General features: G+C 68.4%; 25 protein-coding genes and 4 pseudogenes. 18 read left to right on the top strand and 11 right to left on the bottom strand.

The window, feature by feature from the left end; all coding sequences use genetic code 11:
• Positions 1–743 precede the first annotated feature (743 nt).
• From OHA89_RS36925 to OHA89_RS36910, 4 genes and pseudogenes are all read left to right on the top strand, one after another.
• Positions 744–986: pseudogene (locus OHA89_RS36925) on the top strand (DUF2236 domain-containing protein); the annotation flags it as partial.
• Between the two features lie 374 nt (positions 987–1360).
• Positions 1361–1813 carry a DUF3995 domain-containing protein gene (locus tag OHA89_RS36920; protein ID WP_266616419.1) on the top strand — a complete coding sequence of 151 codons (453 nt, stop codon included), beginning with the start codon at positions 1361–1363 and terminating at the stop codon, positions 1811–1813.
• Positions 1803–2315: an RNA polymerase sigma factor gene (locus tag OHA89_RS36915; protein ID WP_406368043.1), complete on the top strand. Its 513-nt coding sequence runs from the start codon at positions 1803–1805 to the stop codon at positions 2313–2315. Before OHA89_RS36920 ends, OHA89_RS36915 begins: the two co-directional genes overlap by 11 nt.
• Positions 2312–2764, top strand: coding sequence for a hypothetical protein (locus tag OHA89_RS36910; protein ID WP_257558968.1), 453 nt, complete (start codon positions 2312–2314; stop codon positions 2762–2764). The genes OHA89_RS36915 and OHA89_RS36910 overlap by 4 nt, the downstream gene beginning before the upstream one ends.
• A 1103-nt stretch (positions 2765–3867) precedes the next feature.
• Here the strand turns inward: OHA89_RS36910 and OHA89_RS36905 are convergent.
• Positions 3868–4488 carry a hypothetical protein gene (locus OHA89_RS36905; protein ID WP_406368744.1) on the bottom strand — a complete coding sequence of 207 codons (621 nt, stop codon included), beginning with the start codon at positions 4486–4488 and terminating at the stop codon, positions 3868–3870.
• 768 nt (positions 4489–5256) lie between these two features.
• Here OHA89_RS36905 and OHA89_RS36900 point away from each other — a divergent pair.
• A pseudogene (locus OHA89_RS36900) lies at positions 5257–5427 on the top strand (hypothetical protein); the annotation flags it as partial.
• A gap of 525 nt (positions 5428–5952) precedes the next feature.
• Here the strand turns inward: OHA89_RS36900 and OHA89_RS36895 are convergent.
• A pseudogene (locus OHA89_RS36895) lies at positions 5953–6477 on the bottom strand (transposase family protein); the annotation flags it as partial.
• Between the two features lie 147 nt (positions 6478–6624).
• On the opposite strand from OHA89_RS36895, the gene OHA89_RS36890 reads away from it, so the two are divergent.
• Positions 6625–7164 (top strand): HIT family protein, encoded by a 540-nt coding sequence (locus OHA89_RS36890; protein ID WP_266616426.1) that lies wholly within the window; start codon positions 6625–6627, stop codon positions 7162–7164.
• 338 nt (positions 7165–7502) lie between these two features.
• On the opposite strand, the gene OHA89_RS36885 is transcribed toward OHA89_RS36890, so the two are convergent.
• On the bottom strand, positions 7503–8681 hold the full coding sequence (locus OHA89_RS36885; RefSeq protein ID WP_406368042.1) for a copper resistance D family protein: 1179 nt from the start codon (positions 8679–8681) through the stop codon (positions 7503–7505).
• 877 nt (positions 8682–9558) lie between these two features.
• On the opposite strand from OHA89_RS36885, the gene OHA89_RS36880 reads away from it, so the two are divergent.
• The 5 genes from OHA89_RS36880 to OHA89_RS36860 all read left to right on the top strand — a co-directional run bounded on the left by OHA89_RS36880 (position 9559) and on the right by OHA89_RS36860 (position 13054).
• Positions 9559–9903, top strand: coding sequence for a hypothetical protein (locus tag OHA89_RS36880; RefSeq protein WP_215149845.1), 345 nt, complete (start codon positions 9559–9561; stop codon positions 9901–9903).
• Between the two features lie 96 nt (positions 9904–9999).
• Complete coding sequence (locus OHA89_RS36875; RefSeq protein ID WP_266616430.1) at positions 10000–10752, top strand: ATP-binding cassette domain-containing protein; 753 nt, start codon at positions 10000–10002, stop codon at positions 10750–10752.
• Positions 10746–12050 carry an ABC transporter permease gene (locus OHA89_RS36870; protein ID WP_266616432.1) on the top strand — a complete coding sequence of 435 codons (1305 nt, stop codon included), beginning with the start codon at positions 10746–10748 and terminating at the stop codon, positions 12048–12050. Before OHA89_RS36875 ends, OHA89_RS36870 begins: the two co-directional genes overlap by 7 nt.
• A gap of 31 nt (positions 12051–12081) precedes the next feature.
• Positions 12082–12642, top strand: a complete 561-nt coding sequence (locus OHA89_RS36865) for a hypothetical protein (protein WP_266616434.1) — start codon at positions 12082–12084, stop codon at positions 12640–12642.
• Positions 12643–12862: 220 nt separating this feature from the next.
• A complete protein-coding gene (locus OHA89_RS36860) occupies positions 12863–13054 on the top strand; it encodes a hypothetical protein (protein WP_266616435.1) in 192 nt (63 codons plus the stop codon).
• A gap of 48 nt (positions 13055–13102) precedes the next feature.
• Here the strand turns inward: OHA89_RS36860 and OHA89_RS36855 are convergent, their stop codons facing one another.
• The 3 genes from OHA89_RS36855 to OHA89_RS36845 all read right to left on the bottom strand — a co-directional run bounded on the left by OHA89_RS36855 (position 13103) and on the right by OHA89_RS36845 (position 15243).
• A complete protein-coding gene (locus tag OHA89_RS36855; protein ID WP_266616436.1) occupies positions 13103–13255 on the bottom strand; it encodes a hypothetical protein in 153 nt (50 codons plus the stop codon).
• A gap of 211 nt (positions 13256–13466) precedes the next feature.
• Positions 13467–13679: a hypothetical protein gene (locus OHA89_RS36850; protein ID WP_406368041.1), complete on the bottom strand. Its 213-nt coding sequence runs from the start codon at positions 13677–13679 to the stop codon at positions 13467–13469.
• 727 nt (positions 13680–14406) lie between these two features.
• On the bottom strand, positions 14407–15243 hold the full coding sequence (locus tag OHA89_RS36845) for an ETEC_3214 domain-containing protein (RefSeq protein WP_406368040.1): 837 nt from the start codon (positions 15241–15243) through the stop codon (positions 14407–14409).
• 404 nt (positions 15244–15647) lie between these two features.
• Here OHA89_RS36845 and OHA89_RS36840 point away from each other — a divergent pair, with 404 nt between their 5' ends.
• Together OHA89_RS36840 and OHA89_RS36835 are read left to right on the top strand one after the other, a co-directional pair.
• The gene (locus OHA89_RS36840) at positions 15648–16283 is read left to right on the top strand and encodes a VOC family protein (protein ID WP_266616440.1); all 636 of its coding nucleotides are present in this window, start codon (positions 15648–15650) and stop codon (positions 16281–16283) included.
• 141 nt (positions 16284–16424) lie between these two features.
• Positions 16425–16648, top strand: a pseudogene (locus OHA89_RS36835) (transposase); the annotation flags it as partial.
• Positions 16649–16695: 47 nt separating this feature from the next.
• Here OHA89_RS36835 and OHA89_RS36830 read toward each other — a convergent pair.
• Positions 16696–17436 carry a sialidase family protein gene (locus tag OHA89_RS36830; RefSeq protein ID WP_266616442.1) on the bottom strand — a complete coding sequence of 247 codons (741 nt, stop codon included), beginning with the start codon at positions 17434–17436 and terminating at the stop codon, positions 16696–16698.
• Positions 17437–17792: 356 nt separating this feature from the next.
• On the opposite strand from OHA89_RS36830, the gene OHA89_RS36825 reads away from it, so the two are divergent.
• The gene (locus tag OHA89_RS36825) at positions 17793–18206 is read left to right on the top strand and encodes a VOC family protein (RefSeq protein WP_266616444.1); all 414 of its coding nucleotides are present in this window, start codon (positions 17793–17795) and stop codon (positions 18204–18206) included.
• Between the two features lie 175 nt (positions 18207–18381).
• On the top strand, positions 18382–18873 hold the full coding sequence (locus OHA89_RS36820) for a hypothetical protein (protein WP_266616446.1): 492 nt from the start codon (positions 18382–18384) through the stop codon (positions 18871–18873).
• A gap of 120 nt (positions 18874–18993) precedes the next feature.
• Here OHA89_RS36820 and OHA89_RS36815 read toward each other — a convergent pair whose 3' ends face one another.
• Positions 18994–19572 (bottom strand): TetR/AcrR family transcriptional regulator, encoded by a 579-nt coding sequence (locus OHA89_RS36815; RefSeq protein ID WP_406368039.1) that lies wholly within the window; start codon positions 19570–19572, stop codon positions 18994–18996.
• A gap of 90 nt (positions 19573–19662) precedes the next feature.
• On the opposite strand from OHA89_RS36815, the gene OHA89_RS36810 reads away from it, so the two are divergent.
• Together OHA89_RS36810 and OHA89_RS36805 are read left to right on the top strand one after the other, a co-directional pair.
• Positions 19663–20109, top strand: a complete 447-nt coding sequence (locus OHA89_RS36810) for an anthrone oxygenase family protein (protein ID WP_406368038.1) — start codon at positions 19663–19665, stop codon at positions 20107–20109.
• Positions 20110–20429: 320 nt separating this feature from the next.
• Positions 20430–20855 (top strand): DUF4267 domain-containing protein, encoded by a 426-nt coding sequence (locus OHA89_RS36805; protein ID WP_406368037.1) that lies wholly within the window; start codon positions 20430–20432, stop codon positions 20853–20855.
• A 283-nt stretch (positions 20856–21138) separates the two neighbouring features.
• On the opposite strand, the gene OHA89_RS36800 is transcribed toward OHA89_RS36805, so the two are convergent.
• Positions 21139–21309 carry a hypothetical protein gene (locus OHA89_RS36800; RefSeq protein WP_406368742.1) on the bottom strand — a complete coding sequence of 57 codons (171 nt, stop codon included), beginning with the start codon at positions 21307–21309 and terminating at the stop codon, positions 21139–21141.
• Between the two features lie 680 nt (positions 21310–21989).
• The gene (locus tag OHA89_RS36795) at positions 21990–22850 is read right to left on the bottom strand and encodes a LysR family transcriptional regulator (protein WP_266616452.1); all 861 of its coding nucleotides are present in this window, start codon (positions 22848–22850) and stop codon (positions 21990–21992) included.
• Positions 22851–22944: 94 nt separating this feature from the next.
• Between OHA89_RS36795 and OHA89_RS36790 the strand changes: the two genes are divergently transcribed.
• Complete coding sequence (locus OHA89_RS36790; protein ID WP_266616454.1) at positions 22945–23679, top strand: SDR family oxidoreductase; 735 nt, start codon at positions 22945–22947, stop codon at positions 23677–23679.
• A gap of 105 nt (positions 23680–23784) precedes the next feature.
• Here OHA89_RS36790 and OHA89_RS36785 read toward each other — a convergent pair whose 3' ends face one another.
• The gene (locus OHA89_RS36785; protein ID WP_406368036.1) at positions 23785–24594 is read right to left on the bottom strand and encodes a LysR family transcriptional regulator; all 810 of its coding nucleotides are present in this window, start codon (positions 24592–24594) and stop codon (positions 23785–23787) included.
• Positions 24595–24669 lie beyond the last annotated feature (75 nt).

The following is a 24669-nucleotide window of genomic DNA, read 5'->3' as shown; positions in this document are numbered from 1 at the left end:
CAGCCAGCGCGGAGAGTGCCGGGCCCGCCGCGTGACCACCGTGCAGCTGCCCCTCGGACCGGGCCGGTCCCTGCAACCGCCCTGCAGGAGGCGGCACTCGGGCTGACCGGGGAGAGCGGGCAGGTCCGGCCGAGCGCGTTCACGACCCACTACGCGGAATGCTTCGCCGAACTTGGGGGGGCGGCGGCGCCAACCCGAATACGATGTTCACCGCCATGCTGGCGGCCAATCAGCTGCGCGATCTCGGGGTGCGGCCGGAATCCGACGGCGTCGACGCGCCTTGGTCCCGGGCGGCGCCTGTTCTGCCTGAGAGAGTCTCAGGACGCCGCTCACTGTCAACCGGGGGCGTTTGCGAAGAAGTCGACGGGTAACACGCGGGATGACGAAAGCCCACACCGTGGGGGTGAGGCGCTTTCGCACCGGGCCGCTGCCGCGCGGCACCTCCCCGATGGCACGCGGCAGGGGCCCGGCCGCACGACGGGCTGCCGCCAGGATCCGCACGGCACCCGGCTGCCCCGACTCCCCCCTCCCCCGGCAGGATCGGGGCAGCCAGCGAACCCCCGGCAACGGCGCTTCAGCTGCCGCCCCCGGGCTGCGGGCCGGACGGCAGCATCCCGGCCCCGTGCGGCCGCCCGCCGTCCGCCAGCCGCTTGGCCGAGAGCCTGGGTCAGCCCTCGGCCCCTGTCGTGCAGCGGCCAGACCGTGGCCACCAGGTGGAGCCGGCCGGTGAGCATACTGTTCTCATGGGCCAGTGGAGGACGGTTGTCACAGGTGCCCGTGCGCGGCTGGGCGAGGCACTGTTCCTGCGGGTGGCGGGACCCGAGCGCCCGGCCACCCGGGACCGGATCCACCTCACGCCCGGCCCGCGCTGGTTCGGGCCGGACCATCCGGTGCGGCGGGTCCACGCCGACGCGGCCCTGTGCATCGGCGGGATCGGCGCCCTGCTCCGGCAGTCCCTGCACCCTCTGGCGATGGCCGCCGTCGCCCGGCCTGCTTCGCCGCCATCAGCGCTGCCACCCTCGGGCAGGGCGGCGGTCCCTCCGTTGCGAGGGAGCCCCAGGGGGTCAGACGGTTCCCGGACCACGCATCATCGAAGCGCGCCCAGTTCGTTGAACACGCTCGAAGGACCATCGACGTGTGAAGTCAGCCTTCGGCCCCGGCATCCCAGGTGCTCAAATTTCGGTGGCACGCGCTCAGACTTTGATGGCACAAGACGCGGGGGGCAGGGCCGGAGGTAGCTGTCCTGTCTCAACCCGGGTGGGCTTCGCACATCTTCGAAAATTTACGCAGCCCGAGGGAACGTTTCGCGTGCGCGGCTCCTCAACAGGCCGACGGAAACCCTCGCCGCGTAGGAGGACCCATGCTGTACCGGCCTGCCACCACCGCCCCGACCCGCGCCGCTGCGCTCGTCGCCTCGGTGCTCACCGTGGACGCTGTGCTCCACCTTTACTGGACGACGGGAGCCACATGGCCCGCAGCCGACGACAGGAGCCTCTCCCAAGCTGTTCTCGGTACGGACGTGCCGTTCACACCATCGATCCTGCTTCCTCTTGTCGTCCTGCTCCTCACCGCCGCCGCCTTCGTCCTTGCCCACTCTCGCCGGCCGCGCCACCTGCTACTCCGCTTCGGCACCCTGGCCGTGGCAGCAGGCCTCTCGCTGCGCGCCCTGGCGGGGATCTACTGGCTGTTCGCCAAAGAGACCGGCACTGCCTTCTACTGGCTCAACCTCATGCTCTACACCCCACTGTGCGCCGTCCTGACCGTCGCCGCTCTGCGCGTGGCGCGGTGGAAGGATGCGGACCGTGCCCGATGAACGCTCCGGTGACCGGACGGTCCGCCTCGTGCGAGCCGCCCAGCGTGGCGACACCCTAGCCATGGCCGAACTCCTGGACGTCCTCGCCCCGTACGTGGGCCGCGTCTGCGCGCCCATAGCCCTGAGCCAGGGCGCCGACGCTGCGCAGGAGACCCTGGTGTCGGTCTTCAAGTCGCTACGCACCCTCAAGGACCCCGCTGCACTGCACGGCTGGGTCCGCGCCATCGCCGTACGGGAAGCGGTCCGCACCGCGCACCGCGCCGCCCGCACCGTACCGGCCGATCTCAGCGCGCTCCCCGCCCGTGGCGACCCGCAACTCTCCACCGACATCCGGGACGTACTGGAACGGCTCTCCCCCGAGCACCGCGCGGTGCTGATGCTGCGTGACGTCGAGGGCCTGGACGAGCGCACCGCCGCAGCCTTGCTCGGCGTGCGCACGGGCACTGTCAAGTCGCGGCTGCACCGGGCCCGCGACATCTTCCGGAAGGCGTGGACGTCATGAACGAGCCCTGGCCCATCACCGACCTCGACCCCGTACGCCGCCTGCACGCCTTGGCCAGCGGTATTCGCGGCGCCCACGTGACCGAGGCGCACATCGACACCCCCTTCGAACGGGTCTGGGACCTGCTGGGCGACCTGGAGGGAGCGTTCGGGCAGGTCGTGCCCGACATGGAGCAGCTGCGCGTCGTCGGTCGGCACGGTGAGCGCGTAGAGGCGACGGTGCGAAGCAGGTACGGGATGCGGGCACGACTGCGCGGGGTGCAGCGGCCCGGCTGGTGCTGGCTACAGAGCCGGTTCCTGCTGATCGGCGTGGCGGCGGCGCCAGAAGGCCCAGGCACTAGGGTTGCGTTCACTGGGGGCGTGCGCCTGCCGACCCATGCCGCCCTGATCCCCTTGGGCGTACGTCGTGAGGGCAGCCGCAGCGTTCAGCGCCTGACGGCCCTGCTGTGATCGAGAAGTCCACCGGCTCCGGAGGGGGGCGGAGCCGGTCCTCGCCCCGAAGCCGACGTACCGGCCGGTCTTCGGCCTTCGAGCTGCCGGCCTCATGACGTAGCGGCTTGGGTTTCGACGGGCCATCCGGGACCAATTGCTCCCGGATGCCGGGTGGGTGGGGGTCAGCGGGTGGCCTGGACGAGCGTGGTCTTGTGGCTGTCGCGGTGCCGGGTCTGCGCCGGCTCGGCGAGCCGGAGGGCTGACCGCGTGGTCGCACTCGGTGCCATCCGGGTGGATCGGGGCGATCTTCACGCTGATGCGGGCCGAAGCGCGCGGGTTCCCGGAATCCTGAACGTTGGTAAGCCGGAACCTGCGTGCCAGTTGATGGCTGCGGCGGTGCCACGCGTGCGGGTTCCGGCTTGACTGACCGGATCTGATGTTCCGAGCGTTCGCCGTGCCGCATCCAACTGGCTAGCCCGCAGGCCAGTGAGGGTTCGGCACGCCGTCATCGCTCATGTGCGCTCGCTGCCAGATCCCGTTCCAGCTGAACGGGATCTCAGGCACGAACCGGTGTCGCTGCCCGCACGGACATGGCGCCAGCACCCACGCGCACCGACGGCACAGTTCGAGCCAGCCGTGCCCGGTCGAGCGCAGCCCCCGCGGTCCTTCATCCCCACAGGCCGGGCAGCCGGGGGGCTCGGCGCCGTCCAGAATCGCGTTCTGTCTCCGGACGTACTCGGACAGTCGTAGTGACGGGTGACGAAACGGGTCTTGGTGCCAGGCGCGGTCCGAGCCGTCCCACCTGCTCCGTAGCCACCACGGTCGCGGGTTCGGTACAGCCCGCCGCCCGGCCCGCTTCTCTGCCCGGCGTTGCGCGGCGTACTCCTCCGCTCGCGCAAGCCACAGCACCCGCGCCTCATGTAGTTCCTCCACCGCCCGCACCAGCGCGCCCGGGTCCGCCTCCAGACGCCGGGGAATCGCGGCGCTGAGCGTGAGGTGGTGGTACGTCGCCCGGAAGCCGTACGGCGCGAAGAGGGTGATGCAGGTCCGCAGCGCGCTGTGCCGGCGACGGAGGGGGAGTCGGGCATCGTGCACGTGCGCTCGGTGGGTCAGGAAGCTGGTCATTGTGTGGGCGCCAGGTCCAGTGCCCGTGCCAGGGCGGCAGTGACGGCGGCGGCGTGTGCCGGCAGGTGTTGTTCAGCCCAGGTTCCGGCAAGGCTGAGGAAGTCCTGCAAATCCTGCTGGGCGCCGGCGACGAGCGTGCGTACCTGGTCTACAGGCAGCTCGATCACCGGGCTGCCGTCCGTCCCGTGGGCGTCGAGCGTCAGCCGGACGATGTCGCCGACGCGTTCGGCCATCGAGGACGGATCGTGGCCGAAGTAGGAGCAGCCGGAGCCATCGAGTACCTCCAGCCAGTACCGCCAGGTCTCCAGGCCGTTGCAGCAGCCCAGCTCGACGAAGACGGTGTTGGTGGCGTTGTCGGTCACCCGGAACCCGCCGGCGGCAAACAGATCAGGCATGGTGAGCAGCCCGTGCAGGTATGTGCCGAGCGGGTCGGTCGGGCATGGCCCGTGCTCCTCCTCCGGCTCGAAGCCGTTGCAGTCGGCGATTCGCATAACGGCCGTGCCGACCTCAGCCGGAGTCAGCTCCCCGTCCAGTACGAGGTAGCCGTACGATTCGTGCTCGCCAACCGGCCAGAGCGCGAAGTCGTCGACAGCAACGATCTCCAGAACGGGTTGCATCACGATCACACGGGGATAATGCCGGATCCGCTGCCACACCCGCCACGGGCTTTAGCTGCGGTATCGGGCTCAGGGTGGGCCCGCAGCTGACCAAGAGGTGGGGATTGGCCGAGGCCGGCCACCGGCGATGGCGGTAGGTGCTCCAGTCCGCGGTGAGCTGGTGGGTGAGCTCCTCCAGGTAGAGGGTGTGCCGCAGCAGGCCTCGCCGCCCTTCCAGGGTGCCGCGGGACAGGTCGAGGCCAACTGGACTGCAGGGTCCGGATCTCGCTGCCGGGCAGGGCGTGGATGGCGGCCAAGGCGACGACGGGCCGGGCCGAGCGGTTTCCTGGCCTGGTCGAGCAGGCCCATCAGCGGTCGGAGGGGATGGGCCTCGGGAGGCCGGTGAGGCGTCGACGTGGTCCATCGTGACCTAGCGCAGCGAGCTCACTCCGACCGTCGCGGTCCAGTGGGTGAGGACCGGCTGGAGACGGGCGAGGTAGCGGCGGATGCCGTCGTACCCGCGCGGCTCTCCTTCGCGTCGCCTGGCCCTGCGCCTCAAAACCCTCGGCATCCGGGTCGGCCCGGCCCGCAACGCCTCGCTGATGGAGCTCGCCCGGGAACTGCCCGCTTACGTCTTCAGTCGGCGACAGCCGCAACGGTGCTCTCGGCCGGGGGGCGCGGTCGCCGAGGCGTCGGCGTTCGACGCCGCAAGGCGGGGGCCATGCGTGTCTACTTCCCCCTGACCCTCCGGGTGCTGAGCAGGGAGCGGGGTCTGCGGGGCACGGTGGGGTGCACACCCCCACGGTGGAGGAGAACGGCTGGACCTCCAGTCACTCCGTGGTCGAGGTCGTCACCGACGACATGCCCTTCCTCGTGGACTCCGTCACCAACGAGCTGTCCCGCCAGGGCCGCGGCATCCACGTCGTGATCCACCCGCAGGTCGTCGTCCGCCGTGACTTGATCAGCGCGATAGCTCCGATGACGTGACCCGCTGCTCAGCGTGCTCCAAACCCCCTTTGACAGCATCCGAGTTGGCCGCTTACGCCCCGGTCATCTCTCATGACTGCATAGCGGCGATGGCGACCCACCCGCGTCGTCGCATTGTGCTCCTTCCTTCACCAACGTCACGCTACGACGCGCGACAGGAGCCAGAGGACATGCAGACCAAGCAGGACAAGGCCCGAAAAGAGGACGCCAACATGAGTGTCAGAGCAGGTAACCACACTGCGCCTCCAGCCCTGGAACTACGCTGCGGTGGACTCCACTTGACCATTCAGCGCGTGCCCACGTGGCTCGTCTCGCTGGTCACAACCGCCGGCGGAGTGGGGGCCGCGTGGTGGGCTCATCAATGAGCGGGGTGGACGGATTCGAACCCTGTCTACCGCTGTCTTCTGCACCGACGAGCCCCTCAACCTCCGAGGAGAGCTAAAGGTTGTTGCAGAAGGTCCGATTCGGGCAGGCCTGAGTGGTGTTTGACCTGCTGTTTCACCGTGTCAAAGCGAGGTTGTGCATGGTCGCGACGGCCTGGACGGCGTGGTGGAGACCGTCTCCTTTCTGGCGGCTGTCGCGGAGGATCTTCCAGTTCTTCATGCGGGCGAAGGTGCGCTCGACGCGGGCGCGGACCCGGCGGTGCTCGGCGTTGTCCTCCTCCTGTCCACGCACGAGGGGACGTCCGGCCCTTCTGCGGTGCGGGACGATCAGACCGGTGCCCAGGAAGGCGCCGTCCGCGATGACCGTCGTCCCGGCCGCCGCGGCCGGGAGGTCCGACTCCCGCCAGACGTGGGCGTCGGCCTTGTTGCCCGGCGCCGGGCGGGCGCCCGCGACGACCAGACGGGTGTCGGCGTCGATGATGACCTGCACGTTCACCGAGAACCCGTAGTTGCGGGAGGAGGCACCTACGGTGCGGTCGCGGACGAGGATGAGGGTGCCGTCCACGATCCACAAGCGCTCGACGTCGGCAACGGGCCGCGGGGCCGGCTCCAGCGCCGGCAGCGGCCGCAGCCGACCTATGAAAGATCCGTGGCGTCTGTCATCCAGCGGGCCGCCAGCAGCGTGCAGGGCGCAGCTAGTCTTACGATCATGGCCTTGCGACCCGATGAGTTCTACGACCACGCACGTGCGGCTGCGGATGATGAGTTTCGGCTTCCGTTGGCAAGAATGACCGGATGGGACATCAGCCCCTTCGAGGCGGATGGACTACGCGTGTCCGCGCTCCGCCCGCCCGTTGTGCCCGAGCCGCGGCGGCACGGCGAAGACCCGGCGGACTGCGATGAGTGCCGCTCCCGCGACGAAGGCATCTGGCTCAACGACCGCTGGCGACTGGCCCGGATACCGGGCGTCGGTGTGCCGCTGGTACTGATGCTGTACCCACGCGACCACTACGACATGGCCGACCTGCCCGACGAACTGGCCGCCGAGCTGGGCGTGCTCACCGCTCACATCGTCCGCCATGTGCAGGCACTGGCCAACATCTGCCGAGCCCACGTCTACCGGATCGGGGACGGGTCCGCACACCTGCACGTGTGGTTCTTCGCCCGGCCCGAGGGACAGACCCAGCTGTACGGGTCGTGGCTGCCCGTCTGGGACGACCTGCTGCCCGAATACCCGGCAGACGTAGCCGACGCAGATGCAACCACCGTTGCCGAAGCCCTCACTGCCTCGTACGGAGGCACCGCGCGGACACCGACGGGCCGATGAACCCCTGACCCCCTCACAAGTCGGCGAGTACCACGCCGGACCGCCCAGCCCGCCTGCCTCGCACAGCGCCCGGTGAGCGGCCCGGTGGTACTGCTGCCCGCAGAGCGCATCTGGGCACCGGGCCTCACCCGCGCACGCCATATCGGCACGGGCTGCCCGAACCCTAGGAGCCCGGCGCCGGAGGGCAGCAGCTGCCCTGTCTGACTCGCACTCCGGGCAGGACGGTCCCCCGGGCTGCTCCTTTACGCTCCACCCGTAACGGGTACTTCCCGTACGAGCGGCAGGAAGGCTTCGCGCGCCTCAACCCGCCGATGATCTCCGCCGCGCTCCGGCGGGCGTCATGACACTGCGGCGGTCGCTGCCCCGGCCGCGCGCCGCGCGAGCGCGTCGGAGGTCCTGACGGTGACGTAGAGCGAGGCCGCGAGGGTGAGGACGAGGACGGCGCCCATGGCGAAGACGCTGCCGCTCGAAACGGCCGGAGGGCTTCCCGCCTCGGAGCGGGCCGATCCGCCGAGGAACGGGACGATGGCCAGGACGGCGATCCCGAGGGCCACCTCGGCCCAGACCACCTTCGGGAAGTGCCGCAGGGTCAGGTGCAGGAGCGAGGACGTGGCATCCTCGCGGCGGGCCCGGGCGATACGGGGCATCAGCCAGAACTGGTTGACGCCACCGGCCGTGACCATGCCGAGGACCAGCAGGATCTTGACGAGCAGGAAGAGTCCGTAGGTTGTGGTCCAGAGCTGGCTGACGGAGCCGACGTGCTTCCAGCTCATCCACAGGCCGGAGGTGAACACCGCGCCCACGCAGATCAGGGCGACGAAGGCGAAGCGGCGCCAGATGTCGGCCCACAGCGCGCCCGCGTCCTCGCTCAGGCGGCCGCGCGCACCGGCGAGGACGGCGAGGAGGACCAGACCTCCGACCCAGACCACGCCACTGACGATGTGGGACTGGACGAACACCAGGTCCAGCCACTTGTCCCCGTCCTTCGGCTTGGTGGCCGGAACCGCGCCGACGAGCGTCACCGCAAGCGTCAGGGGCAGGGCGGTCAACACGACAGCGTTCAGGTGCCGGCGCGCCCGGGGAAGGAACAGGGAGATCAGGACCGCGGACGCGAGGACCAGTACGACGTTCTGGACCAGGTAGATGGTGCCCTGAGCGATCCAGGCCCCCTTCGCCACCGGCGCCGTCAAGAAGTCCCAGATCCGGCCCGGCGCGAGGGCGTCACCGAATGGCATGCCCTTACCTGCCCGCGCCAGGCGAGCGGCGAGCTGGAAGTAGCCCGCGACCAACAGCACGACCCCCGCCCAGGCGAGGTAGCCGGCCGTTCTTCGTCTCATGACGTCGACGTCGCCGCGGTCGTTCTCCGGTACGCGCAGTGCGGGGCGGATGGAGGCCGCGTAGGTCACCGTTGCGCCGATGGCTCCGGACAGGCCGATGAAGTAGCCGGACTTGGTGAGGATGCGCCACATCGGCGGCACGGCGTAGCCGGCCTCGGCGGCCAGAGGTATGGAATGCATAAGGGCAGGCTAACCTAAGTACCCCGCCGACTCCCGACAGCCCTGGACATGACGTTGAATCCGCGCTCGAGGCGCTGGCGGTGGGTCCGCTGGCCTCTCGGCTCGAGGGTCGTGTGCTTGATCGGGATGCTCCACTCGCACCGGCCAAGTCGACATCGACCCTTGGGAGGGGACCGCGTCCGAACCATCCCCGCGGGCGCGGGGTCGACCACCGGGCGCAGTGCGGGGACCCCGTCAGGCAGATCTCGGCGAATTCGATCGCGGCTCCATTTGCCACGTCGGCCTCTACGCGGGCTCCGGCCAGGTCTCCACGCACCCCGAACCGGCCGCCAAGTCGAGGTCGCCCCGCTCGACTCCGCCATGCCCGCCGCCGATTACCACGGCGCGGCCCGTGCGTAGGCGATCCCAAAGAGCCGGTGGTGCGGCGAGGTCACGGCTTTGGGCCTACGGAATCATCCCCACCGAACACTGTGCGAGCTCCCTGGGCGCGCCGTAGTAGCGCGCATTGCACAGAATGCCTGCACGCCACGCACACTCGTGGACCTCGCGTGAGCCTAGATTGATGTGCGGCGGGTGGTTGTCCTGGAGGCGTAGAGGCTGTCCTGGCGCTTGGCTTGTGCCGGCCAGGTCGGGTGCCTAACCGAATATCACCACCATGATCAACTTGCCTGTTGGCGGATGCGCCTTGTTGGTGAAGTGGGTAATTGATGGGCACAGGAAGAAGCTTGTTAATTGCCTTTTGCGAGAATGAGCGATGACGGAAGGTCGAATTTCGCTATCGACTTGACTCAAGATCGTTCAGCTTGTTAGCTTTGCATTTCATAGCTGCGGGGCAGTTTTTTACGCCTCCGTCATTCTATTCCCAAGGGGGGAATCCATGAATTCCATTGCGTCACGCATAGCCGGTTCGAAGGTTGCCAAGGGTGTTGTCGTAGGTGCCCTGGCAGCTGCCGCCATCGGCCTGACGGCTCCGATAGCGAGCGCGTCCTACGAGTCAACCTGGCAGCAGGGATGCCGGGGATACTGGTACAGCACCTCCGGTCACGGCTACTGCTCCAGCGCGTCGAACTACCCGTCTTACACGTACATTACGCAGTATGACTGCAATGTCGAGCTCGATACGGAGCACTGGGACCACCTGCACAGCGGATACGTGGGAAAGTACGACACCCACGAGTGCACATTCAAGATCAACAAGACCCATGTGACTTACGCTGTCTAGTCAGCTGGTCAGCTAGTCAAGGAGGGCCCGCCTGAATGGCGGGCCCATCCTTTATTTCAGGGAATTCTGCCAATGACGACATACCCTGTCGCTCGATTGACGACCCTCACGCAGGGTTACAGCGGCCGAACCATCATCGAGAATCTCGACCTGTCCATCCTGCCCGGTGTCACGGGCTTGCTGGGCCCCAACGGCGCGGGCAAGACCACGCTCTTCCGTACCCTCGCGACCATCGCGCCGCCACAAAGCGGGCAGCTGGAGTTGTTCGGCAGCCCCGTCACCAACGAACGGCAAGCGCGGCATGTCCGCCGTCGCATCGGCTATCTCCCGCAGGACTTCGGCTACTACCCGGCCTTCTCCATAACGGACTTCGTCCGCTACTGCGCCTGGCTGCGTGAGGTCCCCTCCAAGAAGGCCGACTCTGCGACCAAGGAGGCACTGGCGGCTGTGGGCCTGGCCGACCGGGCCCGGGACCGCATGAAGTCGCTGTCCGGCGGCATGCTCCGCCGGGCCGGAATCGCCGCGGCCATCGTCGGCTCTCCCTCCCTGCTTCTGCTGGATGAGCCGACCGTCGGGCTCGACCCCGCGCAGCGACTCGACTTCCGTGAGCTCATTCGTTCCCTCGCCCACGCAGGAACGGCCGTCCTCCTCAGCACGCACCTGGTTGAGGACGTAGGCGCCGCCTGCGACACCGTCCTCGTGCTGAGCGACGGCCAACTGCGCCACAGCGGCACACCTCAGCAACTGGCAGAGTTGGCAACCCCCGAAGCCCCAGGCGACAGCCCCCTGGAACGCGGCTACATGACGGTACTCGGCAACCGCCGACCCAATGAGGGGGCCGCATGCTGAATGCCTACCGCATCGAGCTGCGCCGCTCGCCGCTGCTGACAGCTTTTCCCGTGATGATCGCCGTGGACTTGCTGGTGCTCTTCGGTCGGTCCCGGTACTGGATCGGGGTATGGCCCGAAGCCAGTGTGGCAGCCCAGGTCGTCACACTCTTCCTGGGGCCCGTCCTCGCCGGCGTCTCAGCCTGGCAGGCCGGACGCTCCTCCCGCGTGGGAATGCCCGAGACCGTGCTTGCAGCCGCCCGACCAATCTGGCGGATCGAGGCCGCACGTCTGGCCGCGACTCTCACCCTCGGGTTCCTCGCCTACGCGGTCGGATGCCTGACCGCCGCGGTCATCTCGTTCAGCGAGGCGGGCCCCGGATTCCTGTGGCCCTCCTACCTCCTGCTCGGCGCCTCGACCCTGATCGTCTTCGCGTCCGTAGGCCATCTGGCCGGCCGATGGTGGCCCTCCGCCACCTTCACCCCCATCGTCTGCGCACTGGGCTGCTTCATCAGCATGCTGGCACTCCCCTTCAAGTTCAATGTCCTCGCGGGGCCGCCGGACCAGCACCTACGCCCCCTTCCAGTCACCGTGAGGCTGCTGTTTGCACTCGCCCTCGCCACGCTGGCTGTGACAGCACCGCGACTGCGGAGCAGCGCCGAGCGCCAGATGCCGCGCCGGGCAACGTCCCTGCCCATCCGCACTGCCGCCATCGGGGCAACAGCAGCCTCCCTCATCGCACTGGTTTTTGCGATGCCAGCCAGCGGCGAACTGCGGGTCGAGCGCCCGGCGTCGGCGACAGCGCCCCTGTGCGACCGTGCCGAGAGGGGCGCGCCACAGGTGTGCGTGTGGCCCGAGCACCGCAAGTACCTGCCCGAATTGACGGCCATGGCCCAGCGCTTGGGCCAGCCCGACCAATCCTGGTTGAAGTCACCCGAAGCCTTCTACGAGTTCGGGCTCCGGCGGACCAAGTGGGGCGACCGAGGATTCGACATCGCCGAGGGACACGTCCGTACCGCAGCGATCGCCATGGCCGACCAGGTGTTCACCCAGTCGCTGGGCCTCTGTCGCCCTCCCCAAAAGGAGAGCCGGGCCTGGCAGGCGATGGACAACATCCACCTATGGCTCGAGTACCGCTCCACCGGCCAAGACCCGGCTGTCGCCGACCAGGGACTCCACATGGAAGGTGTCTCCGCCGCCCAGCACGAAGCGACCAAGGCCGCACGGATGCCCGCAGCCGAGCAGCAGGAATGGCTCGCTGAGGAACGCAGTCACATTATTCGAGACCCTTCCTGGTGCAAGCCTGATGACCGGTTCTGAATTGCTCCGTTACGCAAGAGTGCACCGGGGCATGGCAATCCTCGCAGCGACGGCCGCTATTGCCCTCCTCTCGGCCTTCTTTGGCGGCACCCATATCGCGCTGCCTTCCATCGGCAGCGGAGGAGTCACCACCGGTGTGCCCTTCCGACACGAACTCCCACTTCTGTCAGCCGTCTTCCTCACTGCGGCTCTCGACGGAGCCATGTCGGAACATGACGAAATGGGTGCATCCGCGATGCACCGGTTCCGCCTCAACTACTGCATTGGCCTGACACTGACAGCTTGCGTCTTGTCCTTCATCACTGAGGCGCTCGCCGTCAGCACGGAAGCTGGGGTCGTCTTCATCCGATCCCTCCTGATCTGGCTCGGTCTCGCCCTGCTGTCGGTGAGGCTGCTCGGCCACCAACTTGGCTGGACCATTCCCCTGGCCTCGGCCTTCTTTTTGATCTGGTACCCCCACAATTGGTGGGACTGGACGTCAAACTCGGCGACCGACCGCTTCAGCTGGGCTCTAGCCGTGCTCGCTTTGTCCCTCGGCGTGACTGCAACCGCAGCCACCCCGTGGCGAAGAAAAACGTTCCTCCGGAGGTAAATGTGCGAGCAAAACCCCAGATTCCTAGGTAGCTGCGCTTCGCATGCCGGGATATCCGTTCACGGATATCCCGGCTCCGGAATGTGGCCCAGCTTGTTTCGGCACTATGTGTGTCCCGCCCTGGTCACGTCTCTTTTCGTGCGCCGATCACGTTATGACGTGTTTCGCAGCACAGGTCCTCAGGTGCCTCGTTGGCGATTGGCGTCAGTCTGTTGAGGAAGTGGCCTCTCTGCGCGCTACGTTGGGGAAGGACGTGGCCGACGCCGGCGTACTGACCGAGCGCGCGGCCCTGACGGCGCAGCTGTGGGGCGAAGCCGCGGACGGCCATAAATGGCACCAAGACGTCACTCGCCTCCGCGACGTCCTCGGCCCTCCGATCCCGCCACAAGAGGAAGCCTTCTTCGACATCTAACCGGTCACCCACAGGCACGGACCGCAGAACCTGAGCCAGAACCCGTTCTCATGAACAAAGCCAGCCGGCGTATGCCTCGCCGGTGGCGAGGATGCGTCCGGCGTCGTAGCGGGTGGCGGGTTGCTGGTTCTTCGAGCCCAGCGGGCGGGCCGGGCCCAGGTCGCGTGGGTTCGGTGCACCGGCCGGCGTGCCTGTCTTCACGCACCCCGGAGCGTGGCGGTCCGGGTCCTGACGGGGATTGCAACGCCTGCGGGCCCCGGACCGGTCTGTGGCTCAACGTGGCCCAGTCACACGCAGTTCCCGCACCTCGCCGATCCCCTTACAGGTGGTCTTGCCTTCTCGGTGAAGCTCCTTGATGGCCGCGCGAATGTGCATTACCCAGGCCTCGTGGAGCACTCGGCGAGGACTTGGCCTAGGTGAGATAAAGGTCCGCGATCTCTGAACTGAAGGGTGTCGTCTGCCACCGGTCGGTGATGTCGAGCCAGCGCTCGATGAGAACCGTGCGCTCTGTGCTGGCTCTCATCCGGATATGCCTCAAGTCGAAGTCGTAGACAGGGCCGCCGGCCGACAGGAGGACACCGGACTCGATTTCAGCCCCGGACTGCAAGAGGTAGACAAGAACCATGTCGGCAGGGGCCAGACCACGCTCGTTCAGCAATTCCCTCGAATTTGCCCAGAGGCCGTGCGGAGCCGTCCTCAGCAACCGAGTGCAGTTCACATAGCTTCCGCTCTGATGCTGGTGGGCCGAAGCACCGAGAAATCTGACTGCAAGTGGCTGCCAACTCTCGTACGGCTCGGAAGACAGCAGCGGGGCGCCGCTTCCAGGTCCGATGTACGGGACGGACTGCGGTCGCGTCGCGTGGTACTGCGCTGATGGCGGCTGTCGCCGGATCTGACGGGCAGGACGTGGCACTTCCCGTCAGATCCGGCCGGGAAATCTACGCGGCATGAGCCTTTCGGATAGTCATGCCCTCATCCTGCCACGCCCGTGATCTTCGCGGTCAAGAGAGTCCCGGTAAGGGGGATGCCCCGATCCGACGACAGCCGTAGCCATCAGGGAAGCGCGGTCACAGCCGTTTTCAAGAATCCCCATCACCTGCTCCGCAGGCCCCTGACAGCGGTGGGCCAGCTGGTCGGACGGGCTCTCTTCGCCGGGTGGAAGGCGGTAGGAGCCTGCGCTGACAGTCGTACTCCGTCGAGTCCACGGGGCCCCTTGTCGGGACTAGTGCCCTGAGGCAGAGATTCTCAGTTAGTTCCGGCCGAGCGAATGGTGAGATCTGGCAGCTTCGAGCCCACGCGGAATCCCGGCCTGCCACTGAACCACCAGAGAATCTTTTAACTCAGGACACTGGCTACGGGCGGACCGTGATCCGGTCGACGCCGATCTGCTCTGGATACACCTTGCTGAACTCAGTGAAGGGGGCGGTCTCCGCGTACGTGTTCACAACCACCCGACCGAGGCGTTCTTGGTCAGACGGGGCCAACTCGCTCCAAGGCCGGATGACTTCCGAATCCTCGGTTCTGATGTGCCACTCAGCCCACTGTTCAAGGGCGTCTGCCGTCTGGACATCCGGCCACGCAGTGCACGTGTCGTTGACCCCCCACGCCAGACTTCGGTAGCTCGTAGGGTTGCTGCTGCCGATGACATGAAAGGCGTAACTGGATGCTGTAACTCCCAGAAGCGCCTTCACATTCGCGGAGGATCTCTGTTCCATGTCCTGGAACCGGGTCGCGCGGAGCGTAACGCGGGGATGGGCAGGGCCGTCCCGGAATGTGAAGGTCGGGCGAAAGTCTGCTTCGCACGACGTGACAGCGAACGCCACACTCACATCGTCGCTGTCAGTTACGACATCGACCCAATATTCCGGCCGGGGTGAGAACGTGCTGTAGGTGAGATCTCCGCTTTTGGGCGTACGGCGGTACAACGGCGCCCCGAGGACCGCTCGGAAGCTCTCTAGGGTGTGGCCAGCGCGCAGTCGACCCAGCTTGGCGTACTCGACCGACCGCCAGTCCTTCTTGGGTCTCCATTCGACAACCGACACGACAGCAGTCGTAAGGGTGCTGATCGCGGTTACCAGCCCGGCCGTTAACAGCACAACCTTGAGGAGAAGATTGCGACCGGTCAGCCGATCGAAGCGTTCCGCGAGGCTGCTCCGGCGCCGCTGTCGTTCCCGGTCATCCGATGCCATGACCGGAGACTAGGGGCCCGAATAGTCGGTCGGGTGACGACGCTCCGATCTAGTGTCCTGAGTCAAGGATCCCCCGGCGGTTCAGCGCATAACAGTCGACGCTGCCGTGGTTCACCACGGAACTACCTGAAAGTCTCTGACTCAGGTCACTAGAGCCTGTCACTTGGAAGTGCGGTGCGCATGGTGCTGCATGCCGGATCGAAATCCTGTGTTGCCCCGCAGCGGCTGATCGAGCGGGTCGTGGGCCTCGACGAGGCGGCAGCGCTGCTGCCTGGCTTCGACCGGGCCTCCCCCGCCGGGATGACGGTGATCGATCCGCTCCACGGCTGGATCCACGGCGGACGCGGCCGGGGCGGCGGGCGTGGCGTCGGGATTTGTGCGGGTTGTCGGGTGATGATGGCGCAGTGCAACTTGATCACGTGTCCTATGCGGTGGCCCGCGACAGCTTCGTCTCGACCGTCCAGTGGATCGGATCGGCCCTCGGCGCCGGGTTCGTCGACGGGGGCGTGCACCCGCGATTCGGCACCCGCAATTTTATTCTCCCGCTGAGCGGCGGCACCTACGTCGAGGTCGTCACCACACTCGACCACCCGGCCGCCGACCGCGCACCCTTCGGCCAGGCGGTCGCGCGCCGCGCCGCCGAGGGCGGCGGCTGGCTCGGTTGGGTGGTCTCCGTCGACGACATCGCTCCGGTCGAGGCCCGCCTCGGCCGCGCCTCGGCCGAGGGCCACCGTGTCCGCCCCGACGGGTTCGACCTGAGGTGGAAGCAGATCGGCCTGCTGGAACTGCTGGAGGACCCGCAACTGCCCTACTTCCTTCAGTGGCTGGTCCCCATTGAGGAGCGCCCGAGCGCCGACCCGCGCACCCCCACCACCATCCACGGGGTCTCCATCGCCGGCGACGCCGCCTCCATCGCCGAATTCCTCGGCGAACCGGCCGACCACCCCCTCGACCAGATCGACGTCACCTGGGTTGAGGATGAGGAACCGGGCCTGGTCTCGGTCGAGTTCGCCACCGCCCACGGCCCGGTCACGATCTGACCAGGGCCCGACTGCCCCGCGGGAGCAGCCGGCTGGGGTCTCCTGGCTAGCGCGTGTCTCTTTGATGGGTTGGTCAGTTGATCGGATGTGTCTGCCCGATTAGTGATCACTGGTGCGATGTGGGGCCGGATCTAGCCGCTGATGCCGGCCGATCCGGTCGTGGACGGCGGTGGGCTGGTCACCGCCGAACGCTCGAGGCCATCGCCTGGAAGTACCGCACCAACTCGCCCTGGCGGGACCTGCCCGACGAGCTCGGCCCGTTCCAGACCGCCCACAAACGACTGATCAGATGGGCCGTCGACGGAACCTGGCAGAACATCCTGACCACCGTGCTGGCGGCCGCGGACGCCGATGACGACATCGGCTGTCTGCAGCCGTCGGCGGTCGGGCCGGCCGACGGCGTCCCCGTCGGTCAGCGGGTGCGGAGACTGCTGGTGTACACGTCCGTACGGTTCTGGGGTGCGTCGGAGTTGGTTTCGGTGAGCACCGCCCGCACTCCCTTGCCGTCTGCGACCAGGCCTTGGTAGTCGCCGAGGAAGTAGCCCCCGGCGAACGGCGCCTGCAGCCAGTCGAAGACCCGTGAGATCCGTCGTTCGGTCCGGAGCTCCGGGTTTCCGTGCGGCAGGGTGGCCAGCTGGTAGGCAGTGGGCAGGGTGGTGGTGTCGCCCGGCTTGAGGAAGCGCAGGTCGTAGTAGGTGAGTGCGACCGTGCCCCGCTCGTCGACCGCGATGGACGGGGAGAAGGCCGGCACGTCCTCAGGGCTGATCAGCTCGGGGGTCCCCCAGGTACGTCCGCCGTCGGTGGAGCGCACGAGCTGGACGGAGTCGAACCTGCCGCCGGAGAAGTCCGAGCCCTCGTAGGCCATGTACAGCGTGCCTGACTTGGGGTCGACGGCCGGGCTGGGCAGGGTGGACGCGGCGCGCAGCAGTTTGGTGGGGTCGTTCGGGTCGACCTCCGGTACGGAGGTGTCGCGGGCCACGGTGGCCGGGGCGCTCCAGGTTTCTCCGGCGTCGGTGGAGGTGACCACCTCGTAGTGGGCTTCGGTGACGGTGCTCAGGTCGTCGGAGTAGGTGATCCGGTCGTAGAAGTCGTACAGGGTGCTGGTGCGCCGGTCGACGACGATCACATGACCGATGGTCTGGGTGTTGGGCACGGCGCCGGTGTCGACGAACCGCCGGGTGGACGGCCGGGGTGCGTCCGGCTCGGACGAACGGCGTCCGGCCCTCCTTCGCTCGTTCCGCCGCAGGGCTCCGACCGAGTCCGCATCGAAGCACTCCCCGAGCCCCGCGACGTCCCGGCGCAGCTACTAACCGTCACTGACGCCGCGGGCATCCCGGGGGAAGGAGGCGCGCCCGCACCTGGACGCCGGCGTCGTGCAAGGCTCAGTACAGACGGCGTACGAAGAGCTCCGCTGCCGCCTTCGACGAACAGGCGGAGGGCCGTACCGCCGCGAGGCGGCTAGGGCCTTCTCAAAGTCCGGCTCATTTGATCTTGTGGCAAGATCGCGGGATGCTACGACTAACCGATTTCATTGTCGATTGCCCGGACACGATGAAGCTGGCAGCCTTCTACTCTGAGGTGACGGGGCTCCCGGTCAAGGAGGGCAGTAACGAGCACTGGGCCGGTATCCAATTCGGCGAGATCGAACTGGCCTTCATCCAGGTGGAGGACTACCGCGCCCCGCAGTGGCCCGACAGCGAGCACCCCAAGCAGTTCCACCTCGACTTCGAAGTCGACGACATCGAGGCCGAACAGCGCCGCGTCCTGGCCCTCGGCGCGACCCTGCAGCGGGACTGCATCGGCCCCGACGGCTACGGCTTCCGCGTCTACGCCGACCCCATTGGCCACCCCTTCTGCCTCTGCCGCAACAAGGGTGTCATCTGGACCGATCAGGGCCCCATCTGGCCCAAGCGCGACCAGTAGGCCGGGTCGGCCCTCGAAGTGGACCAAGCGGCAGCTCATCGACGGCATCGACGGCGGGTGCGAGTCGGCGCGCCGTGGCGGGACGTGCCCGCATGCTACGGCTCCTGGCAGGCGGTCTACGCGCTGTCCCGGCGCTGGCCAGCGCGACGGAGTCTGGACGTGCATCCTGGCCGTGTTGCAGGCCAGGGCCGATGCGGCGGGGCTGGTCGACTGGCAGATGAGTGTGGATCCCACCATCATGTGCGCGCATCAGCACGCCGCCGGCGCCCGTCGGCAGCCGGATGCCCAGCGCGAGCCGCCCGGCGGGAGCACACCGGATCCGGGCGATCACGCGATGGGCCGCTCCCGCGGCGGGCTGTCGACCAAACTGCACCCGGCCTGCGAGCACGGGCAAAGGCCCTTGTCGCTGGTCCTGAGCGCCGGGCAGGCCGGGGATGTCCCGCACCTCGAGGCGGTGATGGCCGGTATCCGCATCGCCCGGCCGGAGGTCGGCCGGCCGGCCGCCTTCGACCCGATCGACTGCCGCGGCCGGCATGCCGTGGAGTGCGGCATCAGCCGCCTCAAACGCCACCGGGCGGCAGCCACCCGGTTCGACAAGCTCGCCGTCCGCTACCTGGCCACCGTCCACATCACCGCCACGAACCTCCTGGGTGGGTGCCCCGTCTGAGGTGCGGGACCCGGCGATCTGCGGCTGCGCCGTGTGGGTGCGAGTGACCGGAAGCGATGCTGCAGGCAGGCAGCGGGCGGGGCCCGAGGGCCCCGGCTGCGTGCCCGCCGGGACGGTGTGTCAGATCATGGCGAGCCGGTCCACCAACAGCTCCACCCTCGGCTCAGCCTCCTCGGGCAGCAGGCGGCCCGCTCGGGTCAGGGTCGCCAGGCCGTGCAGAGCCGCCCAGAACACCTCGGTGAACATCCCCGGGTGGACGCCGTCGCCGGCGACCTCGGCGAGGCACTCGAACAGGGCGGCGAAGGCGTCCTTCAGCGGCTCGGGGGTGTCCTCCTGCGCGTACGCCAGGCCGCCGTCGAGCTGGAACAAGGCGTCGTAGACCGCCGGGTTGTGCTCGGCGAAGTCGAGGTAGGCGCGAGCGAGGGCGGCGACCCGCTCGCGCGGGCTGTTCGCTCTGGATGCCGCGGCACGCACCGCCGCGGCCATCTCGGCGGCGCCTTCCAGGGCGACGGCGCCGATGATCTCGCGCTTGCCGCGGAAGTGGCTGTAGAGGACGGGCTGGCTGTATTCGATGCGCTCGGCGAGCCGGCGGGTGGTGACTGCGTCCCAGCCCTGCTGCTCGGCGAGTTCGCGGGCTGTCGCCACGATGAGGCGCTCGCGCTCCGCCCGTTCGCGCTCCTTGCGTTCCTGTACCGACATGATTCGATCCTAGCATCGCTAGACATCCGAGCGTTAGTAGTACTAGCGTTGCCTCATCATCTAGCAACGCTAGTTCACGGAGGGATCGTCATGCTCGACGCACTCGAGGTCGTCACCACCGTCGCCGTCGGCCTGATGGTGGGGGTGGAGTTCTCCGTCGCCTTCATCATGAACCGGATCCTGGACGCGCTTCCCGAGGACAGCGGCCAGCTCGGCCACGCCCACGGCGGCCGGATGCTCGGCGCCCTGATGCCGTTCTGGTACATAGGCTCGCTCGTCCTCAGCGCGATCTGGGCCGTCGCCGGATGGCACCACCACGGCGCCGGACTCGTCGTCACCGCCGCCGGACTGCTGATCCTCAGCGTGGTCATGTCGATCCTGCTGCTCGTCCCGATCAACAACCGAAACAAGACCTGGACCCCCGAGAACCGGCCCGCCGACTGGAAGCAGCAGTTGCACCGCTGGGAACGCTTCCACTACGTCCGCGTCGCCGTCATCATCGCCGCCTTCACCCTGCTGGTCGCCGCCCTCGCCTGATACCACCGCTGCCCCGACATGCACTGGTGCGCCCCTGTATATCGACGGCTTTTGCCCTGTCGGGTGGGCCGGAGAGGGCATCGGATTTCTGACCCCGCGGGCCGGAGCCGCGCCGGTGGCCAGTCCCCACTCCTCGGGGGCGGCTGACCACCGGAATCCCGACATTCGGGAATGCAGCTGCCGCTCAGTTCCCACAACTGCGACCCCGGCAAGCTGCGCCCCTCGATCGGCCGCGTCCACGCGGCCTGATCAGGCTCCACACGACTCGGCAAGCTCCACGAAGCTCACCAATCTGACGAAGACTCGTATGGAGAAGAACAATGTCGCTGAAGAAAATCAACACCGTCTTGGCCGCCGGCTTCATCCTCTTCATCCTCTGGTTCGGGACGGAGTACATCCTGAGCCCGGAGACGACGGCGCCGGGCTACGGCCTGCCGAGCTGGCCGTCCGGCGACGGCGACGGCTTCCTGATCATCAAGGGAATCCGCGACGTCGTCATGGCCCTGGTCCTGGGCATCCTGCTGGTGACGGGTCACCGCCGGGCGCTGGGCTGGGCGCTGCTGGTGGAGGCCCTCGCCGCGTACGGCGACATGACCAACGTGCTGGCCCACCACGGCTCCGTGGCCACCGCGCTCGGCGTCCACTGCCTGACCGCGACACTGATGGTGGTCAACGGCCTGCTGATCATGCGCGAGACCCGCAACGTCGCGGCCGCTCCGGAAACGCCCGCCCCGCAGCCCGCCTAGCGCGGATCGGGCCGTGATCAATCCGTGGGTTTCGCACCATTCCAGGCCTTGGCCCGCTAGACCGTCGTGCGTGACGTGCGCGCAACTGACGGACGAAGAGTGGGAGTTCATAGAGCCGCACCTGCCGATCGGCAAGTACGGCCCGTAGATGCCGAGCGAGTTCGGTGCCTGGTCAACCGTCTCCAACCGCTTCCGCCAGTGGCGTGCCGCCGGACTGTTCGAAGCCCTGCTGGAGGACCTGTCGCGGAGGCGGCGAAGCGGGGCGAGGTGCACCTGTCCCTGGTCAGCATCGACCACCACCCTCGTCCAGCCGGGACAGGTCGACTACCAGGCCGTCCTCGTTGGTGGACCGGCCACTGATCCCATGGCCCCCGCTGCGCACGGCGAGCGAAAGGCCCGCCGTCCGGCTGTGGGCGAGGGCGGTGGCGATGCCCCCAGAGCCGCGCACGCGCAGTACGGCGGCGGGTGAGCCGCGGCGGGTGTAAGTGTGCCGCAGGTCGTCGTAACCCGGGTCGCCCCGCAGTACCGCGATCGGTTCGAGAGCCGCGGGCAGGGCGGCCTGGGGGTGCTGCGTGGGTGGTGTTCACGGCTGCCTCGTGGGGAGGTTCGTTGCCGGTCCGCGGGCGGGTGGTCACCGCGGCGGGCTGGTCCGCACGCCGTGGGCGCGGGTGACCAGGTACTGGAGCGGGTCCTCGGTGCCGGGAGAGGCGAGCACGGCTCGCCGCCCTGCTGACCGAAACGCGGGCCGGCCTCTCCGCCGTGGGGTCGCTGTCGCCGGACCGACCAGGCTGCTGGCGGGGCGGATCCGGGAAAGGTGCCGGACTCCCGCATGACCGCGAAGCACCGAAGAGCACCGCGACCACCCGGCCCACCTCGACACCGTGCTCTCCGCAACCGGACGTCCACTTCAGGCGACCGCGAGTCCGGTCCGGCAGCAGCAGCAGCTCAATGCGGGCCTCGTGGCGTCATCAACGCATCAAGCGGTAAGGCGGACTGGGCGGTCACGGCCCAGGGGCCGTCCGCCTGGCTCTGGCTGCGGCAAGTCCGGTCCAGTCGCCGGCGACGCTGGGTTCTCCGGCACGACCCGCGTCCCCTACGACGCATCCTGTCTGCCTGATCCGGCAAGGTTCGTGGTCAACACAACGGCTGGAGATGTGTCGCGGTTCGGACCAGGTCGGCAACGGCTCTGGACCGGCTGTGCGGCGGCCATGCGATCACGGTGGTGACCGGCGGCGCATCCAGCACGGGCACGGCGGCGAGGTCATCGTGCAATTGGGCTCGGCACGACTCCGGAGAGACCGCGCAAGCACGGCCGAGCGCGACGAGCTGCAACAACTGCGCGTGGTCGCGCACCTGCGGCCCGGGACCGGGCAGGTAGGTGCCGTCGGGGTTGGGCCAGCGTGGCAGCGGCAGGCCGGGCAGCCCGCTGATGTCGGCCATGCGCACATGGGGCCGGGCCGTGAGCGGATGCCCGGCAGGCAGGACCACGACCTGATTCTCCGTGCCGAGTTCTTCCGTGTCGAACCCGGCCGTCGAGTCGAACGGTCGGTGCAGCAGCGCCACGTCGGCCCGGCCCTCCCGCAGAAATTGCTCCTGCTGGGCCGGACCACACAGGATGACCTCGACAGTAACCGCGCCGGGCTCGGCGGCGTACGCATCGAGCAGTTTCGCCAGCAGTTCGCGGGACGCGCTGGCCTTCGCGACCAGGACCAGGCCAGGACGGCCGGGCACGGAGAGGGCGGCACGGCGGGTCCGGCGCTCGGCCGCGTCGACCGCCTCGAGCGCCGCCCGGCCCTCGGCCAATAGCACCGAACCGGCCTGGGTCAGCGTGACAGTGCGGCTGGTCCGATCCAACAGTGCTGCCCCCAGCCGGCGTTCGAGCTGCTGGATCGCCCGTGACAGAGGCGGCTGCGAGATCCCGAGCCGCTGCGCGGCGCGCCCGAAGTGCAGCTCTTCGGCGACAGCGACGAAATATCGCAGTTCCCGGGTCTCCATACGGCTACGCCCATCCGGTTCCATACCCTGCCGGTATCGATGACCACCTTATCGGTCTTGGACCCCCACCGGGGCACGAGGACAGCATGGCCCCATGAGCGAACGAACGATTGCGCTGGTCACCGGCGCGAACAAGGGAATCGGCTACGAGATCGCCGCAGGCCTGGGCGCCCTCGGCTGGAGCGTCGGCGTCGGCGCCCGCGACGATCAGCGCCGTACGACCGCCGTGGCGAGACTGCGCGCGGCCGGCGTCGACGCGTTCGGCGTACCACTGGACGTGACCGACGACGCGAGCGTGACCGCCGCCGCACGACTGATCGAGAAACAGGCCGGACGCCTCGACGTGCTGGTCAACAACGCCGCCATCACCGGCGGCATGCCGCAGGAACCCACCCGGGTCGATCCCGCCACCATCCGTACGGTCGTGGAGACCAACGTGATCGGCGTCATCCGCGTCACCAACGCCATGCTGCCGCTACTGCGACGCTCCGGCTCACCTCGGATCGTGAACATGTCCAGCAGTGTCGGCTCCCTCACCCGGCAGTCGGGAACCGCTGCTGAGCAGCAGACGACGGGGCCGGTGGCCGTCGCGTACTCGCCGTCGAAGACCTTCCTGAACGCCGTCACCCTCCAGTACGCCCGCGAGCTGAGCGGCACGAACATCCTGATCAACGCCGGCTGCCCCGGCTACGTCGCGACTGACCTCAACGGCTTCCGCGGCGTGCGCACCCCCGAACAGGGCGCGGCCATCGCCATCAAACTCGCCACGCTGCCCGACGACGGTCCGACCGGCACGTTCTTCGAGGACGCCGGCGAAGTGCCCTGGTGATGTGCACGGCGGACGTGTAGAGGACGCAGCGCTCACCCGCGCTGCGTCCAGCAGCTGCGGCAGTGTCCCGGGGGCGCTGGACCTGTTCTTTGCGGACGGCTCGCGCTACTCGGACAGCTCCGTCCACAGGTCAAGGAACGCCCGCAGGGGCGCACTCGGCCGGGTACCTGCGCGCCATACGAACACCTTCCGCAATCGGATGGCGGGCTCCAGCGGCACGACGACGAACCGCGGGTCCGCGGCGAGGACCGGACTTGCGTGGGAGGTGAGAGCGATGCCGATCCCCTCGGCGACCAGCGCGAGTTGGAGGGCGACGTCGTTCGTCGCGTAGGCGATGTCCAGCCTCAGTGCCTTCGCGGCGAAGGCCTCGCGGATGTACGCGTGCACGCCGCTGTCGGGGCCGTAGCTGATGACCGGGCCCCGGACCGCCTCGTCGAGGGTCATCGGAACGTTCACGAGGTTCACGGTCCGGCTCCCGGCCGGGAGGACCGCGACGATCCGGTCTTCCAGGAGCACACGCGAGGCGACGCCGGCGGGCCCTCCGTCCGGCGGTCCCGCGACCACGGCGGCGTCGATCTCCCCGTCCCGGACCTTCGCGAGCAGGGCCGGGCTCGACGCCCCGGTGAGACTCACCGCGACCCGGGGATGGCGCCGGTGGTACTCCCCCAACAGCCGGGGAACGACGGTACCCTCCAACCCTCCGACGGTACCCAGCGCGAACGAGCCGCCGAGCAGACCGGACCGGTCTGCGAACTCCAGGACGGCCGACTCGGCCGCCGCCAGACAGGCGCGGGCGTGCGGCAGCAGCGCGGCGCCGCCGGAGGTGAGGACCACCTGCCGGGGCAGCCGTTCGAACAGGGGCTCCCCCAGCTCCTTCTCCAGGGCCTGGATCTGCTGGCTGATCGCCGGTTGCACGACATGGCAGCGGCCGCCGCCTTGGTGAACGACCGCTCCTCCGCCACCGCGACGAAATACTCAAGCGTACGGAGC

It is taken from the genome of Streptomyces sp. NBC_01546 (assembly GCF_045208355.1).
GTDB lineage: Bacteria > Actinomycetota > Actinomycetes > Streptomycetales > Streptomycetaceae > Streptomyces.
Note: the sequence above shows the minus strand (reverse complement) of the source record. Positions and strands in the feature narration are given on the sequence as shown.

Excerpts from the sequence above, each read along its gene's own strand:
- OHA89_RS36805 (WP_406368037.1), top strand. The coding sequence starts at position 20,430 with ATGTCGCTGAAGAAAATCAACACCGTCTTGGCCGCCGGCTTCATCCTC.
- OHA89_RS36880 (WP_215149845.1), top strand. The coding sequence starts at position 9,559 with ATGAATTCCATTGCGTCACGCATAGCCGGTTCGAAGGTTGCCAAGGGT.
- OHA89_RS36920 (WP_266616419.1), top strand. The coding sequence starts at position 1,361 with ATGCTGTACCGGCCTGCCACCACCGCCCCGACCCGCGCCGCTGCGCTC.
- OHA89_RS36850 (WP_406368041.1), bottom strand. The coding sequence starts at position 13,679 with ATGGTTCTTGTCTACCTCTTGCAGTCCGGGGCTGAAATCGAGTCCGGT.
- OHA89_RS36890 (WP_266616426.1), top strand. The coding sequence starts at position 6,625 with ATGACCGGATGGGACATCAGCCCCTTCGAGGCGGATGGACTACGCGTG.
- OHA89_RS36815 (WP_406368039.1), bottom strand. The coding sequence starts at position 19,572 with ATGTCGGTACAGGAACGCAAGGAGCGCGAACGGGCGGAGCGCGAGCGC.
- OHA89_RS36795 (WP_266616452.1), bottom strand. The coding sequence starts at position 22,850 with ATGGAGACCCGGGAACTGCGATATTTCGTCGCTGTCGCCGAAGAGCTG.
- OHA89_RS36910 (WP_257558968.1), top strand. The coding sequence starts at position 2,312 with ATGAACGAGCCCTGGCCCATCACCGACCTCGACCCCGTACGCCGCCTG.
- OHA89_RS36870 (WP_266616432.1), top strand. The coding sequence starts at position 10,746 with ATGCTGAATGCCTACCGCATCGAGCTGCGCCGCTCGCCGCTGCTGACA.
- OHA89_RS36905 (WP_406368744.1), bottom strand. The coding sequence starts at position 4,488 with ATGCAACCCGTTCTGGAGATCGTTGCTGTCGACGACTTCGCGCTCTGG.
- OHA89_RS36790 (WP_266616454.1), top strand. The coding sequence starts at position 22,945 with ATGAGCGAACGAACGATTGCGCTGGTCACCGGCGCGAACAAGGGAATC.
- OHA89_RS36810 (WP_406368038.1), top strand. The coding sequence starts at position 19,663 with ATGCTCGACGCACTCGAGGTCGTCACCACCGTCGCCGTCGGCCTGATG.
- OHA89_RS36865 (WP_266616434.1), top strand. The coding sequence starts at position 12,082 with ATGGCAATCCTCGCAGCGACGGCCGCTATTGCCCTCCTCTCGGCCTTC.
- OHA89_RS36845 (WP_406368040.1), bottom strand. The coding sequence starts at position 15,243 with ATGGCATCGGATGACCGGGAACGACAGCGGCGCCGGAGCAGCCTCGCG.
- OHA89_RS36885 (WP_406368042.1), bottom strand. The coding sequence starts at position 8,681 with ATGCATTCCATACCTCTGGCCGCCGAGGCCGGCTACGCCGTGCCGCCG.
- OHA89_RS36825 (WP_266616444.1), top strand. The coding sequence starts at position 17,793 with ATGCTACGACTAACCGATTTCATTGTCGATTGCCCGGACACGATGAAG.